14 protein-coding genes are annotated in these 14664 nt (G+C 64.3%); 8 read left to right on the top strand and 6 right to left on the bottom strand.

The annotated features are described in order from the left end of the window. Positions 1-22: 22 nt before the first annotated feature. Together RHPLAN_RS29125 and RHPLAN_RS29120 are read right to left on the bottom strand one after the other, a co-directional pair. Complete coding sequence (locus RHPLAN_RS29125) at positions 23-913, bottom strand: NAD(P)-dependent oxidoreductase (RefSeq protein WP_084245820.1); 891 nt, start codon at positions 911-913, stop codon at positions 23-25. A gap of 6 nt (positions 914-919) precedes the next feature. Further along, a complete protein-coding gene (locus RHPLAN_RS29120) occupies positions 920-1780 on the bottom strand; it encodes an HpcH/HpaI aldolase family protein (protein ID WP_068025749.1) in 861 nt (286 codons plus the stop codon). A 116-nt stretch (positions 1781-1896) separates the two neighbouring features. Between RHPLAN_RS29120 and RHPLAN_RS29115 the strand changes: the two genes are divergently transcribed. The 4 genes from RHPLAN_RS29115 to RHPLAN_RS29100 all read left to right on the top strand — a co-directional run bounded on the left by RHPLAN_RS29115 (position 1897) and on the right by RHPLAN_RS29100 (position 6922). Continuing rightward, positions 1897-2925 (top strand): amidohydrolase family protein, encoded by a 1029-nt coding sequence (locus RHPLAN_RS29115; protein ID WP_068025748.1) that lies wholly within the window; start codon positions 1897-1899, stop codon positions 2923-2925. 361 nt (positions 2926-3286) lie between these two features. Further along, positions 3287-4423 (top strand): amidohydrolase family protein, encoded by a 1137-nt coding sequence (locus RHPLAN_RS29110; RefSeq protein WP_068025747.1) that lies wholly within the window; start codon positions 3287-3289, stop codon positions 4421-4423. Positions 4424-4597: 174 nt separating this feature from the next. After that, positions 4598-5653: an LLM class flavin-dependent oxidoreductase gene (locus RHPLAN_RS29105; protein WP_068025745.1), complete on the top strand. Its 1056-nt coding sequence runs from the start codon at positions 4598-4600 to the stop codon at positions 5651-5653. Then, positions 5654-6922 (top strand): MFS transporter, encoded by a 1269-nt coding sequence (locus RHPLAN_RS29100; RefSeq protein ID WP_068025742.1) that lies wholly within the window; start codon positions 5654-5656, stop codon positions 6920-6922. It abuts the gene before it with no gap. A gap of 5 nt (positions 6923-6927) precedes the next feature. Here RHPLAN_RS29100 and RHPLAN_RS29095 read toward each other — a convergent pair whose 3' ends face one another. Genes RHPLAN_RS29095 through RHPLAN_RS29085 form a run of 3 tightly spaced genes read right to left on the bottom strand, consistent with a single transcriptional unit; the run spans position 6928 to position 9635 of the window. Further along, on the bottom strand, positions 6928-7890 hold the full coding sequence (locus tag RHPLAN_RS29095; protein ID WP_068025739.1) for an acyltransferase family protein: 963 nt from the start codon (positions 7888-7890) through the stop codon (positions 6928-6930). Positions 7891-7950: 60 nt separating this feature from the next. Next, entirely contained in the window at positions 7951-8712 is a 762-nt protein-coding gene (locus tag RHPLAN_RS29090; RefSeq protein WP_068025737.1) for an ABC transporter permease, read from the bottom strand. After that, on the bottom strand, positions 8709-9635 hold the full coding sequence (locus RHPLAN_RS29085) for an ABC transporter ATP-binding protein (protein WP_068031999.1): 927 nt from the start codon (positions 9633-9635) through the stop codon (positions 8709-8711). Before RHPLAN_RS29085 ends, RHPLAN_RS29090 begins: the two co-directional genes overlap by 4 nt. A 205-nt stretch (positions 9636-9840) precedes the next feature. On the opposite strand from RHPLAN_RS29085, the gene RHPLAN_RS29080 reads away from it, so the two are divergent. Further along, positions 9841-10815: a Bug family tripartite tricarboxylate transporter substrate binding protein gene (locus tag RHPLAN_RS29080; protein ID WP_068025734.1), complete on the top strand. Its 975-nt coding sequence runs from the start codon at positions 9841-9843 to the stop codon at positions 10813-10815. Between the two features lie 8 nt (positions 10816-10823). Here RHPLAN_RS29080 and RHPLAN_RS29075 read toward each other — a convergent pair whose 3' ends face one another. After that, positions 10824-11816 carry a Bug family tripartite tricarboxylate transporter substrate binding protein gene (locus tag RHPLAN_RS29075; RefSeq protein ID WP_084245814.1) on the bottom strand — a complete coding sequence of 331 codons (993 nt, stop codon included), beginning with the start codon at positions 11814-11816 and terminating at the stop codon, positions 10824-10826. A gap of 130 nt (positions 11817-11946) precedes the next feature. Here RHPLAN_RS29075 and RHPLAN_RS29070 point away from each other — a divergent pair, with 130 nt between their 5' ends. The 3 genes from RHPLAN_RS29070 (at position 11947) to RHPLAN_RS29060 (ending at position 14660) form a co-directional block, all read left to right on the top strand. Then, complete coding sequence (locus RHPLAN_RS29070) at positions 11947-12474, top strand: MarR family winged helix-turn-helix transcriptional regulator (protein ID WP_068025723.1); 528 nt, start codon at positions 11947-11949, stop codon at positions 12472-12474. 4 nt (positions 12475-12478) lie between these two features. Then, the gene (locus RHPLAN_RS29065; protein ID WP_068025721.1) at positions 12479-13549 is read left to right on the top strand and encodes an aryl-sulfate sulfotransferase; all 1071 of its coding nucleotides are present in this window, start codon (positions 12479-12481) and stop codon (positions 13547-13549) included. Between the two features lie 100 nt (positions 13550-13649). Beyond that, complete coding sequence (locus tag RHPLAN_RS29060) at positions 13650-14660, top strand: VOC family protein (RefSeq protein ID WP_068025719.1); 1011 nt, start codon at positions 13650-13652, stop codon at positions 14658-14660. Positions 14661-14664: the final 4 nt, after the last annotated feature.

Genomic DNA, 14664 nt, shown 5'->3' with positions numbered 1-14664 from the left:
ATGCCCGGCGGCAACGCTCAGCTTAGCTGAATTTCTGGCCCATGTGCTCGCGGAAGAATTTTGCGAGCTCGCCGATGTCCTTGTCGCCCCAGCCCTGGGCCACCGCGGCCGACAGCGTCGCCAGCACGCCGGAGGAGAGCGGCATGCCGGTGCCGCCGGCGGCGCCGGCCGCGACCGCCGACATGATGTCCTTGCGCAGCGTCTTCAGGTCGAGCGTGATGTCGGCCGGTTCGCCGGCGAGCAGGCTTTTCTTCGCGGCGAACCAGCCGTTTGCGGTCGGCGCTTCGCCGAGCACATCGAGCATCTGGTGAAGCGACAGGCCCTCGCGCTCGCCGAGCGCCAGCGATTCCGCCGTCGCCTGGATGAAGGCCGCGAGTCCGAGATTGACCGCAAGCTTCATCGCATAACCCGAGCCGTTCGGGCCCATGTGGGTGATCTTGCGGGTGAGCTTTTCCAACACCGAGCGGGCGGCGTCGAGGTCTTCGCCCTTGCCGCCGACCAGCGCAAAGAGCTTGCCGTCGCGCACCGACGGGATGGTGCCGAGCACCGGTGAGTCGATCAGCCGCGCACCAGCAGCTGTCACCAGCGGCGCGAGTTCGCGCCCGGTCATCGGCTGCAGCGTGCTCATTTCGATGAACAGCTTGCCGCGCACGTCACCCGACAGGAATCCGTCCGCGCCGCGGAAGATGGTCTTGACGCCGCTGTCCTCGGTGATGATCGAGATCACCGTGCCGTCGGAGCCATCGGCGACAGCGCGTGGATGCGCCGCCACCTCCATGCCATTGCCGGCCGCGGCCTTCATCGCGACCGCGTCGCGATCCCAGCCGATGACATCGAAGCCGGAATCCTTGAGCCGCGCCTGGATGGCGCGGCCCATGCGGCCCAGTCCGACCAGACCGATCCTGGTGGCCATGACGGCTTAGCTGCGGCCGGTGAGCTTCTGCGCCGACGCGAAGTGTCCGTAGCTCTGCACCGGCGCCATCATCAGGAAGCGGTAACCTTCCTTGATGATGCGCTCGGCATTGCCGGTCTCGACGTGCGGATGGCCGACCACGACATTGTGCTTCTTGCAGGTGTCGACGATGCGCTTCATCCACTCCAGCACGACCTTGTGCTCGTACTGGCGCGGATAGCCGAGCTCTTGGGACAGATCGCCTTCGCCGATCAGAATGGCGCCGATGCCCGGCACGTTCTTCAGCATGTCGTCGAGGTTCTCGACGCCCTTGGTGTCCTCGATCTGAATGATGCAGAAAATCTCACCTTCGGGGTTGAGCGGCCAGACGTCGGCCTTCTTGTAGTAGTCCTGCTGGCTCAAGCCCCAGTAGCGGGCGGCCGCGGTCGGTCCGTCGCCGCGGATGCCGACCGGCTCATAAAGCGGCGCGTTCTTCATCCGCGGATACCGGCAGGCGCCGACCGCGTTGGCGGCTTCTTCGACGGTCGAGATGTGCGGGAACACGATACCGTAGCAGCCGCTGTCCAGCGCCTGCTTGGCCTGCCATTGCGCCATCTCCACGCCGTTGACCGGAATACGGACCATCGGCGTCACCGGTGGGACCAGGCCCGCCTTGGCGATCTGGGCGCGGTTGAGCATGTATTGCAGGCAGTCGCGCAGCCGGCCGCTGTCCCAGGGGTTGTGCTCCATCTCGAACACGCAGCCGTCGTATTTCGAGGCGCTCATCGCGATCGCGGAGTCAGTGTGGGCGGGGGCGAAACAGGTCAGCGCATGCTGGCCCGCTTCGAGGGCGCGGATGACGTTATTAAGACGCGGCAAATCGGCCATTTTTGGAAGTCTCCTTGAATTCGGGCGGCATCCTATCAGATGCCTCGGCGGGTTTGACAATGCCGCCGCGGGCCGTAGCATCCGGCCGACACAAACCACAAGACCTCGGGAAATCCATGATCATCGACTGCCACGGCCATTACACGACCGAGCCGAAGGACCTGCACCGCTTCCGCAAGGAGCAGACCGAGGCTGCCAACGCCAAGGACAAGAGCAGGATGCCGGCGCGGGCGCAGCTCAAGATGTCCGACGACGAGATCAGGGAAAGTATCGAGCAGAACCAGCTCAAGCTGCAGAAGGACCGCGGCACCGACCTCACGATCTTCTCACCGCGCGCCTCGGGCATGGGCCACCACATCGGCGACGAGAGCGTTTCGATCGAATGGTCGCAGATCTGCAATGACCTGATCGCTCGGGTGGTCAGCCTCTATCCCAAGAATTTCATTGGCGTCTGCCAGCTGCCGCAGTCGCCCGGCGTCGACCCGAAGGGGGTTGTTGCCGAGCTCGAGCGCTGTGTGAAGATGGGCTTCGTCGGCTGCAACCTGAATCCCGATCCGTCCGGCGGCTATTTCAATTCGCCGCCGATGACCGATAAGTCGTGGTTCCCGGTCTACGAGAAGATGATCGAGCTGGACTGCCCGTGCATGATCCACGTCTCGGGCTGCTGCAATCCGGCGATGCACACCACCGGCTCGTATTACCTGAACGCCGACACCGCGGTGTTCATGCAGGTCATCCTGTCGGACCTGTTCAAGCAGTTCCCGAAGCTGAAGTTCATCATCCCGCACGGCGGCGGCGCGGTGCCGTTCCACTGGGGCCGCTTCCGCGGCATCGCCCTCAACAACGGCAAGCCCGAGCTTGCCGAGATCATGGGCAACAACATCTTCTTCGACACCTGCGTCTATCATCAGCCGGGCATCGACCTGCTCACCAAGGTGGTGCCGGTCGACAATATCCTGTTCGCCTCGGAGATGGTCGGCGCCGTCAAGGGCAACGACCCACGCACCGGCTTCGGCTTCGACGACACCAAGCGCTACGTCGACAAGGCCGCGCTGTCGGATGCTGACAAGGCGAAGATCTTCGAAGGCAATGCCTACAAGGTCTACGGCCGGCTGAAGGCTCAGATCGCCAAGCAGGCGGCGTAAACAGCGAGACTGAATAAACAGCGAGACTGAAATCGACTCTCGCCACTTGCGCTCTTCACCTCTCCCGTGGGGAGAGGTCGACGCGCGAAGCGCGGCGGGTGAGGGTGTACGGTCTATCGATAGTCCGTACACCCTCACCCCAACCCTCTCCCCACGGGAGAGGGAGTTCACTGCCTGCGCTGCAACCGCTTCATCTCCACTGAATCGCGCTCCAGCCTGTATCGGCTGCAACTCAGACGCGCTACCCTGTCGTGGTGCCATTTCACGACAGGGGGCTTTCATGCGCCGGGTGAATGCAGTCGCGGCCACGGCCGCAGTTTTTTGTGCACTCTCTCAATTCTCTGGTTCTGCGCTGGCCGACGTGACCGCCTTTGAAGGCGCGCGGCTGATCGTCGGCGATGGCCGTGTCATCGAGAACGCCACGCTGCTGATGGACGGCACGAAGATCGTGCAGGCCGGCGCGGGCGTGACCGTGCCCGCCGACGCCAAGCGCGTGAATGTCTCCGGCAAGACCGTGATGCCGGCGCTGATCGACAGCCATGTGCACCTGAGCTACACGCGCGACAAGCTCATTCGCGATCTCCGGCAGCGCGGCTACTGGGGCGTCGGTGCCGCCCAGAGTCTCGGCCTCGACAATCTTGAACTGCTTTCGGTGCGCAACGAGGTCATTCCAGGCGCTGCGCGCTTCCTCAGCGCCGGCCACGGCATCACCCGCAAGGAGCCGATGCGGCCGACCTTCCAGATCGAGAGCGAGGATGAGGCCCGCAAGGCGGTCCGCGAAAACGTCGCGCTCGGCGTGCAGCTCATCAAGATCTGGGTCGACGATCGCGACGGCAAGGTCCAGAAGGTCACGCCCGCGCAATACGGCGCCGCGATCGACGAGGCGCACAAAGCAGGCATCCGTGCGATCGCGCACGTCTTCAACATGGAGGACGCCAAGGGCCTGATGCGCGCCGGCATCGACGCTTTCGCTCATGGCATCCGCGATCAGGACGTCGACGAAGAAACCGTGGCGATGTTCAAGGCGCGGCCGGGCATCGTGCTCAATCCGAACCTGCCGGACCGCGGCGTGAAGGTCGACCGGAGCTGGATGCAGGCCGGCATGACGCCCGAGGAGTTCGCCAAGCTCGAACGGGAAAACCTCGACCTGCCGAAGGTGCAGCAATTCCACGGCATCCAGGCGCGCAATCTCGCCAAGATGAACGCGGCCGGCGTGTTCATCGTCATGGGCACCGACGGCAACCGGCCGTGGGGGCCGCATGAGGAGATGGAGGATATGGTGCTGGCCGGCATGACCCCGGCCCAGGTGCTGATCGCCTCCACGAAGAACGGCGCCCAGTTCCTGCGGATCGCGGACGCCGGCACGCTCGAGGCCGGCAAGAGCGCCGACTTCATCGTGTTGGACGCCAATCCGCTCGACGACATCAAGAACACCCGGAAGATTTCGGCGGTCTACCTCCGCGGCGCCGCGGTCGACCGGTCGCAGCCTGTTCCTTGATGCGGAATAGCTGTCGGCGCTGCTTCTCGCGCAAACTGACCCCCACCCCGCCCCCCCTTCCAGGGGGAGGAAGTTCACCGCCGATGCGGCCGGGGCCGTGCCACCGTCGACGCCGCTGACAGGGACCGCCCGACTCACTAGATTGGCGGCAATCGAAAAAATGGATGCCCAAGGATGAAATTCGGACTGTTCGGCAGCGCGCAGGCGCAACGCGGCGGCCCCGACCTCGACAGCGGTCAGGGCTTCAAGGACTACATCGAATACAACGTCGAGGCCGAGGCGCTGGGATACGACTCGACCTTCGTGGTCGAGCATCATTTCACCGGCTTCGGTCAGGTGTCCGCGTCACTGAATCTCCTGACCTGGGTCGCGGCCCGCACCAAGACGCTACGGCTGGGCACCGCGGTGATCGTGCTGCCCTGGCACAACCCGGTGCTGCTCGCCGAGCAGGCCGCCACGATCGATCTGCTCTCCGGCGGCCGGCTCGAGTTCGGCGTCGGCAAGGGCTATCGCCACAACGAGTTCGCGAGCTTCTGCATCCCGATCGAGGAGGCCGACGAGCGCTTCGAGGAAGGACTCGGCCTGATCATCAAGTCCTGGACCTCGAACGAGCGCTTCTCGCATCACGGCAAGTACTGGAATTTCGAGAACATCATCGTCGAGCCGCCGACCCGGCAGAAGCCGCATCCGCCGATCTGGATGGCGGCCGGAAATCCGGACTCGATCCGCAAGGTGGCGCGGCGCGGCGCCAAGCTGATGCTCGACCAGCTCGCCTCGACGCAGCTCGCGATCGACCGCTTCAACATCTACAAGGCCGAGGTCGAGGCCTGCGGGCGCAAGTTCGATCCGATGGACGTCGCGGTCAGCCGCGCCTTCTATGTGGCCAAGAACGCCGAGGACAAGCAGAAGGCGGTCGAAGCCCGTCTTGCGAACCAGACGCGGCTCGCGAAATTGTCCCAGACCCCGGATGGCAACAGCAAGTCGAGCATGCTGTCGTTCGACCAGACATTGGACGCGGCAGCCGAAAGCGCGATGTTCGGCACGCCGGACGAGATCGCGACCAAGCTGTCGCGGCTGCGCGCCGCGGGCGTCGAGCATGTTCTGCTCACCGGGCCGGCAGGCTCGCGCGAGAACCTGCGCGCGTTCGCGCACGACATCATGCCGGCGTTCTCGGGTCCGGCGCCCAAGCCCGCAGCCACACGCACGCAGCCCCAACTCGCGAACACCTAAGTGCACAAGCCGGTTGCCCCGGCGGGCACGATCCCGCCGCTGATCAAGCGCAATACGATTCTCTTGGCGCTGTCGCAGGCCTTTGTCGGCGCAGGTACGCAGCTCGCCTACGGCATCGGCCCGCTGATGGTGATCGCGGTGACCGGCTCGGCGAGCCTCGCAGGCCTCACCGTCGGCCTGTTCGGTGTCAGCCGTTTCCTGGTGTCCTATCCGGTCGGCCGCATCACCGACAATTACGGTCGCAAGCCCGGCGTGCTGTTCGGGCAGGGGCTCGCGCTGATCGGGACGTTCGCGTCCGGCCTTGCGATGCTGGCGAACAGCGCGATCGGGCTGACGCTCGGCATGATCGTGTTCTCCATGGGCATCAGCGCGGCACAGCAGCTTCGCGTTGCCGCCGCCGATATGTACCGGCCGCGTCAGCGCGGTCTGGCGCTGGGCTTCATCGCCACCGGCTCACTCGTGGGCATCGTGCTGAGCCCGATGGTGATGGGCCTTGCCGACCACATCTCGGCGCGCACCGGCTTAAATGCGCTCGGCCTGCCGTGGCTGATGATGCCGGTGCTCATTCTCGGCGGCATGGTGCTCGTGACCTTCGTGCGGCCCGATCCGAAGGAGATCGGCATGCATCTGGAGCGCTACTATCCGGACTACGTGCCGCCGCCGAAGCCCGCGGCGGGCGCTGTGTCCGAATTCAATTCGTGGGATCTGCTGCGCAGGATTCCGACGCGGCTTGCGATCCTGTCGAACTGTGCCGGGCAGGGCAACATGGCGATCGTCATGGTGCTGACGTCGCTGGTGCTCTCGCATCATGGATACTCGCTCACCTCGATTGCGATCTCTCACGCCTTCCACGCCGCCGGCATGTTCGCGTTCACGATCCCGCTCGGCTGGGCATCCGACCGCTACGGCCGCGAATGGGTGATGTATCCGGGCGTCGGCATCGCGCTGATTGGCGCGTTGCTCGTGGCCTTCGCCGACGGTTATATGTCGGTGACGCTCGGCACCTTCCTGGTCGGGCTCGGCTGGTGCGGCGCCAATGTGGCCTCGACCGCGCTGATCGCCGATCTGGTCGAGACCCAGCATCGCGGCCGCGCCATCGGCGTGAGCGAAAGCGGCGGCGGTGCGATGACCTTGCTCGCTGCTGTGGTGACAGGCCCGTTGGTGGAATGCGCGAGCCTGCCGGCGGCGGGCGTGACCGCGGTGCTGATTGCCGTGGTGCCGCTCGCCGCGCTGGCCTGGACCAAGATGGCTGAGTTGCGCGCCAGATAAGGCTCTCAGGCGGCGATCTGGCGAGATACCTGCATCGACGGCCGCTCGATGATCTGAGCGAACACGAACGCGAACGCCAGGGCGATCGTCAGCGCGACCATCATCAGCAGGATCTGGTAGGGCAGGCCGATGTCGAAGCCCTTGCCGGCCTGCATCACGAGAATGCCGAACGAGGTGTGGGTCAGGTAGAGCGAATAGGACATCGAGCCGATGGCCAGGGACCAGCCGCCGAATTCCTGCTGCCGCAAAAACAGAATGGCCGCGGCTGCCGCCGTGATCGCGCCGGCGACCCACACGCCCGCGATGGCGAGCGAAGCCGCAATGCTCGCCGCGAGCCAGAACCACAGTCGGCGGGGATCGCCCGTGCCGGTCACGATACGCATGGCGATGACGCCGACGAGAAACTCGACGATGCAGACGTCGAACGCGTGCTCCACGGGGTAGAGGGCGCCCATGATCGCCAGCGCCAGCAGCACGGTCCATTCGATCGACCATTCGATCAGGCTGGCAAAGGTCAATCCGGCGACGATGTAGAAGACGAACTCGTAGGCCAGAGACCAGTAGGCCTCGCTGATCCATGTGTAGTGGGTCAGCGGGATGGCGTAGAGCAGGTGCGATGCCACCTGCGCCCATGAATACTCCGGCCGGTCGTCGCCCAATCCGACCGCAACCGCTGCCAGCGACCACACCGCCAGAACCAGTACGATGCTGGCGAGATAAGGCGGCTCCAGCCGGACCATCCGGCGCATCAGGAATTGCGGAAATTGCCGGAGCGAGTAGCCGCGGCCGAACAGCGACAACGGGATGACGAAACCCGAAATCACGAAGAAGACGTCAACGCCGAGCCAGCCATAGCCGAATATGGCTCTGACAGGGCCCTCCAATTGGACCGAAAAGTGAAAGAGCGCGACCGAAATCGCGGCGAAGCCTCGCATCGCCTCGATGACCGCGATCCGCCCTTGCCCCATCGTCACTCGCTCTGCCGGCACGCCCTCGTGCCAACACGCAAGCGGCCGCTGGGTTCCGCGTCACTTCTTGATCTTGTAGCCGGTCTTGAAGAACCACCAGATGATGCCGAGGCACGCGGCGAGGAACACCCCGATCATCACGATGCTCACGACGACATTGACGTCGGAAACCTCGTAGAAGCTCCAGCGGAAGCCCGAGATCAGATAGACGATCGGATTGACGAGGCTCACCATCTGCCAGAACGGCGGCAGCACGTTGATCGAATAGAAGCTGCCACCCAGGAATGTCAGCGGCGTGAGGATGAGCAGCGGGATGATCTGCAGCTTCTCGAAGCCCTCGGCCCAGAGCCCGATGATGAAGCCGAACAGGCTGAAGGTCGCCGACGTCAGCACCAAGAAGGCGAGCATCATCAGCGGGTGCTCGATCCGAAGCGGCACGAACAGGCCGGCGGTGGCGAGAATGATCAGGCCGAGGATAATCGATTTGGTCGCGGCCGCGCCGACGTAGCCCGCCACGATCTCGAAGGCGGAAATCGGTGCCGACAGAATCTCGAAGATCGTGCCGACGAAGCGCGGGAAATAGATGCCGAACGAGGCGTTCATGACGCTCTGCGTGAGCAGAGTCATCATGATCAGCCCCGGCACGATGAAGGCGCCGTAGTTGACGTTGTCGACCTGCGGGATCTTCGAGCCGATCGCGGCGCCGAACACGATGAAATAGAGCGAAGTCGAGAGCACCGGCGACACGATGCTCTGGAAGATGGTGCGCCCGGTGCGCGCCATCTCGAACTTGTAGATTGCCCAGATCGCCCGGTGATTCATTGGTCGTTCCTCACCAGGTCGACGAAAATGTCCTCGAGCGAGCTTTGCGTGGTGTTGATGTCCTTGAGCCGGATGTTCTGGCGCAGAAGCTCCTCGACCAGCCGCGTCACGCCACGGTGTTCGCCCTGCGCCTCATAGGTGTAGGTCAGCGAATGGCCGTCCTCCGACAGCGCCAGATTATGCTCGGCCAGTGCGCCCGGGATGGAATCGAGCTTCTGCTGCAGCTCGAAGGTCATCTGCTTCTTGCCGAGCTTGTGCATCAGCTCGGTCTTGCGCTCGACCAGGATCAGCTCGCCCTTGTTGATGACGCCGACACGGTCGGCCATCAGCTCGGCTTCCTCGATGTAGTGGGTGGTGAGGATGATGGTGACGCCGGCGTTGCGCAGCTCGCGCACCACCTCCCACATATCCTTGCGCAGCTCGACGTCGACGCCAGCGGTCGGCTCGTCGAGGAACAGGATCTGCGGCTCGTGTGCCAACGCTTTCGCGATCAGCACCCGGCGCTTCATGCCGCCGGACAGCGTCATGATCTTGGAGTCTTTCTTGTCCCACAGCGCGACGTCGCGCAGCACCTTCTCGACATACGTCGGGTTGGCCGGCTTGCCGAACAGGCCGCGGCTGAAGCTCACCGTGGCCCAGACGGTTTCGAAGGCGTCGGTGTGGAGCTCCTGCGGCACGAGGCCGATCATCGAGCGCGCCGCGCGAAAATCGCGGACGTGGTCGTGGCCGGCGACCGTCACGGTGCCGGTGGTGGCGTTGACGATGCCGCAGATGATGCCGATCAGCGTGGTCTTGCCGGCGCCGTTCGGCCCGAGCAGCGCGAAAATCTCGCCGCGCTCGATGTCGAGATCAATCTTCTTGAGCGCCTGAAAACCCGACGCATAAGTCTTCGAGAGATTGGCGATGGAAAGGATTGGATTCACGGTGATTGCAGTCTGATGAAACGGAGGGCCGGATATGTGCATGGGCGGTGGAAGCCGCCAGCCGTTCCGGGGCGAATAATTCGTGGCCCCAATGAGCCGCCGCAGAGCTGTTGTCAATTGGCCACAGCATGGCCATGCTTTCGTCCATTGGACCGGATGCCGGCGCGCCGCGCGCCACAAAATCCGGCCGGACCGGGAGGACACCATGACGGGCAGGCAGGCGCCTTGGGCGCTCGCAGCATTGGCGCTCGGGCTGATGACGGCAGTGGCGAATGCTCAGCAGTATCCGGACAAGCCGATCAAGATCATCGTGCCGGCGGCCTCGGGCGGCCCGACCGACGTGCCGGCGCGGCTCGCTTCGCAGATTCTACAACCCAAGCTCGGACAACCGGTCGTGGTCGAGAACCGTGCCGGTGCCGGTGGCGCGCTTGGCGCCCGAGCGGTGATCGCGGCGCCGCCGGACGGCTACACGCTCCTGGCGGGCAACACGAGCGTGCTTGCCGTCAGGCCTGCGGTGTCGGCGAGCGCGGGTTATCACCCGGTGACGAATTTCGCCGCGGTCGCCAAGGTGTCGGAGAGCTATCAGATCCTGGTGGTGCAGCCGTCGCGGCCATGGAAGACGGTCAAGGACCTGGTGGAGGACGCCAAGGCCCATGCGGGCCAGCTCAACTATGGCCACACCGGCGCAGGCGGCTTGCCGCATCTGACCGGCGAACTGTTCATGGCGCGCTCGGGCGCCAAGCTCACCGGCGTGCCGTTCCGCAGCGGCGGCGAGGCCGTCACCGCGGTGCTGAGCGGCACCGTCGAAATGACCTTCGAGAGCGTCACCATCCTGTTGCCGCTGATCCGCGAGGGAAAGCTGAGAGCGCTGGCGGTGACCAGCGGCCAGCGTACGGCCCTTGCACCTGACCTCCCAACGATGATGGAGGCCGGCGTGCCGAACTACGAGGTGACGACCTTCAACGGCATTGCGGCCCCGGCGGGAACGCCTGCGAATATCGTCGGCATGCTCAACGCCGCAATCAACGAAGGGCTCAAGTCGGACGAGATCCAGGCCACCATCGCGCGGCTTGGCGCGGTCTCGACGCCGGGTACACCCGCCGATTTCGCGGCATTCATCGCCGCGCAATACGGCAAATGGCAGGCGGTGGCGAAGGACGCCAATATCAAGGTGGATTGAGCAGGTGGTTATTTCTGCGCTGCGAGATTGCCGTCCCTGACGATCTGGCCGTAGCGCTTGCGGTCACTCTCGATCAGCTTGCCGAATTCGGCCGGACCGATCGGCGCCAGCTCCGAACCCATCTCGGCCACCCGCTTGGACAGGTCGGCATCCGAACGCAGCTGTCCAAACGCGCGCGCAAGTTTGTCGATGATCGGCTTCGGTGTTTTCGCGGGCGCCAGATAGCCGAACCAGATCGTGCCCGTCATTTCGTTGCGGCCGAGCTCGGCCATCGTCGGCACATTCGACAGCGCTTCGATACGCTTGGCATTGAGCGTCGCGAGCGCGATCAGCTTGCCGCTCTCCAGGTGCGCCTTGATCGGCGGCACCACCAGGAACATGGCATCGAGCCGGTCGGCCAGGAGATCGACGATCGCCTGAGTTCCGGCGTTGTAAGGCACAGGGGTGATGTCCACTCCGGCAGTCTTCTTGAAGTGCTCGAGCGAAAGATGCATCTCGCCGCCGATGCCCTGCACCCCGAACGACAGCTTGCCGGGATTCTTCTTGGCGTAGGCCACGAATTCATCGACCGATTTGACGCCGAGCGAGGGCCGCACGACCAGCACGGCCGGCTGGAACATCCCATTGACCACCGGCTGGAGGTCCTGCGCCGGGTCGTAGTCGAGCTTGGGCGGGAAGAACTCCTGCACCACGACCGGGGAGGGGCTGGTGAACAACAGCGTGTACCCGTCCGGAGCGGACCTTGCGACCAGCGAAGCGCCGAGCCTCTGGCTGGCGCCAGGCTTGTTCTCGATGATGAATTTCTGGCCGATGTATTTTTCCGCAGCCGCCGCCGTGATCCGCGCCGCGTTGTCGATGCCTGCGCCTGCTCCCACCGGGACGATCACGCGGATCGGGCGGTTCGGATAATCGCCGGCGTCCTCGGCGACAACCGGCAAGGAAATCACAAGCGATAAAAGGACGCCGAATGCGCAGTCCCGCAACCACGCCTCAATGTGCATGGACACCTCCCTGGTACGGATCGGCAAGCGCTCTTGATGGGCTTTGCGTATTTTTATGTCGTTGAAATTTCCATGAGGTCATTGCAAAGTCAACATTGAGATTACAATGAATTCGGTTATGCGAAGACCCATGCCAAGGCCCACCTCATCCCGCGCCGAACCGCAGGTGCCGTTCGAACGCCGGTTCGGCTATCGCTTCAGCAGGATCGCCGATGCGCTGGCGCAGCAGACCTTGCTGTACGGCCGCCGCGAATTCGGACTCAATCTCGCCGAGCACCGGATCGTGGCGGTGCTTTCGCAATCTGACGCGCTGTCGATCCGGGAGATCGCCCGCCACACCCAGCTCGACAAGGCGCATGCCACCCGCGCCCTGACGGATCTCATCGACCGGGGCCTCGCGACGCGGGTCGTCGATGCGGAGGACCGCCGCCTGCGGGTGGTCCGCCTCACACCGGCCGGCCGTTCGATCGCCAACGCCACGAGACCTTTCGTCCGCGAGCGGCAGGAGCGGCTCGAAGGCAGCGTTTCGGCGGCGGAGTTCCGCGTGTTCGACAAGGTCCTCGCCGTCATGACGGCCGAGGCGGAGCGGATGCTGGCGGAAGAAATGCAAGTCGAAAAAACACAGAGGAGCGCCGAGCCGCGGCGCGCAAGGGGGTAGACGCATGCGTCATCGCGAATTCGGGGTGCTGGTTCACGACCGCGAGCGCACCACGCCCGGCTACACACTGTTCTCGCCGCTGAACGGCAAGGCGACCTACATCATCGGACTGCACGGCGACGTCGTGCATGAGTGGCACCATCCGCTGGTGACCGGCACCTACGGATATCTCTTGGAGAACGGCAACCTGCTCTGGTCGGGGCGCCTGAAGGAAGGCCCACAGCACATGGGCGGTCGCGGCGGGCTCATCCGTGAATACGACTGGAACGGCAAGGTGCTCTGGGAGCACACCCATGTCGGCCAGCACCACGACCTGCGGCGGCTGCCGAACGGAAACACTCTCTTCCTGGGCTGGGAGTTGGTCCCGCCCGACTTCGCGAAACGGATTCCCGGCGGGCTTGCCGGCACCAGCCATCCCGACGGCTGCATGTATGGCGACACGATCCTGGAGATCACGCCGGACGGAAAGACGGTGTGGGAGTGGCAGGCGTGTTGCGATATGGAGATCGAGAAATATCCGCTGGTGTCGAACCAGCTTCGCGACGAGTTCGCGCACGCCAACGCGATCTTTCCGCTCCCGAACGGCGACATCTACATCAGCTTCCGCCGTCTCAACATGATCGGGCTGATCGACCGGCAGACCAAAAAGATGAAATGGGAGCACCGTGACGACAGCTTCGGCATGCAGCACGACTGCGTGCTGCTGCCGAACGGCAACGTCACGCTGTTTGCCAACGGCATCAACACCACGACCAATCCGTTCTCGCGGGTGATCGAGATCGATCCGGCCACGCACAAAACGGTGTGGGAATATCGGGCGAAGCCGTCCTACACCTTCTTCAGCCCTCACATCAGCGGAGCCCAGCGGCTGCCCACCGGCAACACGCTGATCTGCGAAGGGCAGTGGGGACGGCTGTTCGAGGTCACGCCCGAGGGCGAGATCGTCTGGGAGTATGTCAGCCCATTCATGGGACCGGACCGGGTGGGCGACCCATCGAACGAGGTGTTCCGGGCCTACCGCTATGCGGTGGATTCGCCGCAAATCCGGAACCGGGTGAAATCCGTCTACGCGTAGGCCTGGCACCCGTTGCCGGCGACCTGGCAGAGCCGGTCTTTGCCGACGCCCGTGCCGTGCTAAAATGCGCGCAAATCGAACCGCAAACGGGAAACGGCCAATGCACGTGCAAGCACTGGGATATGTCGGGGTCCGCTGCAGCAGCCTCGAGGACTGGGCGGCCTACGGCCAGAACTTCCTGGGCATGCAGCGCATCGACAAGTCGCGCTCGACCATGGCGTTGCGCATGGACGACCGCAAGCAGCGCATCGTGGTCGAGGCCGACGGCGGGCAGGGCATCGGTTTCTTCGGCTGGGAGGTGGCGGACGCGGCCAGCCTCGACGCGATCGGGGCCAAGCTCGAAGCTCGTGGCACCAAGGTGGCGCGAGGCTCCCGCGCACTGGCCGACGAGCGCCACGTGAAGGACCTGATCGTGACAAGCGATCCGGGCGGCAACCGGCTCGAGTTCTTCCATGGCGCCGCGACCGCGTCCGACCCGTTCCGGCCCGGCCGTAACATCTCGGGCTTCCGCACCGGGCCGCTCGGCATGGGCCACGTGGTGATGCACTTCGAGCGGCTTGCGGATGCGATGCCGTTCTATCAGGACATCCTGGAATTCAAGCTCAGCGATTTCTGGAAGCGCCCGTTCGAGGGCTATTTCTTCCACGTCAATCCGCGGCACCACAGCTTCGCGATGATGGAGACCGGCAAGAACATGGTCCATCACATGATGGTCGAGCTCTACAGTTTCGACGACATGGGCCAGGGCTACGATCTCGCGCTCGGCAATCCCGACAACATCGCGGTGACGCTCGGCCGCCACTCCGGCGACTACATGACCTCGTTCTACACCTACAATCCGTCGGGCTTTATGGTGGAGTACGGCTGGGGCGGCCAGTGTATCGATGACAGCACCTGGAAGCCGTTCGAGCGAAAGCTCGGTCCGAGCCTCTGGGGTCATGACCGCAAGTGGATGACGCCGGAGAAGCGCGAGGAGTCGCGTCAGCTTTGCATCGCTTCGGCCGAGGCAGGGCTGCGCCAGCCGGTGCAGGTGATCGAGGGCAACTACAATCAGATGACCGGCGTCTGTCCGTGGCTGGACAGCATGAAGGCGCAGAAGGCCGTGAGCTGACGCG

This window comes from Rhodoplanes sp. Z2-YC6860, from assembly GCF_001579845.1.
In the GTDB taxonomy this organism is placed as follows: Bacteria; Pseudomonadota; Alphaproteobacteria; order Rhizobiales; family Xanthobacteraceae; genus Z2-YC6860.
Note: the sequence above shows the minus strand (reverse complement) of the source record. Positions and strands in the feature narration are given on the sequence as shown.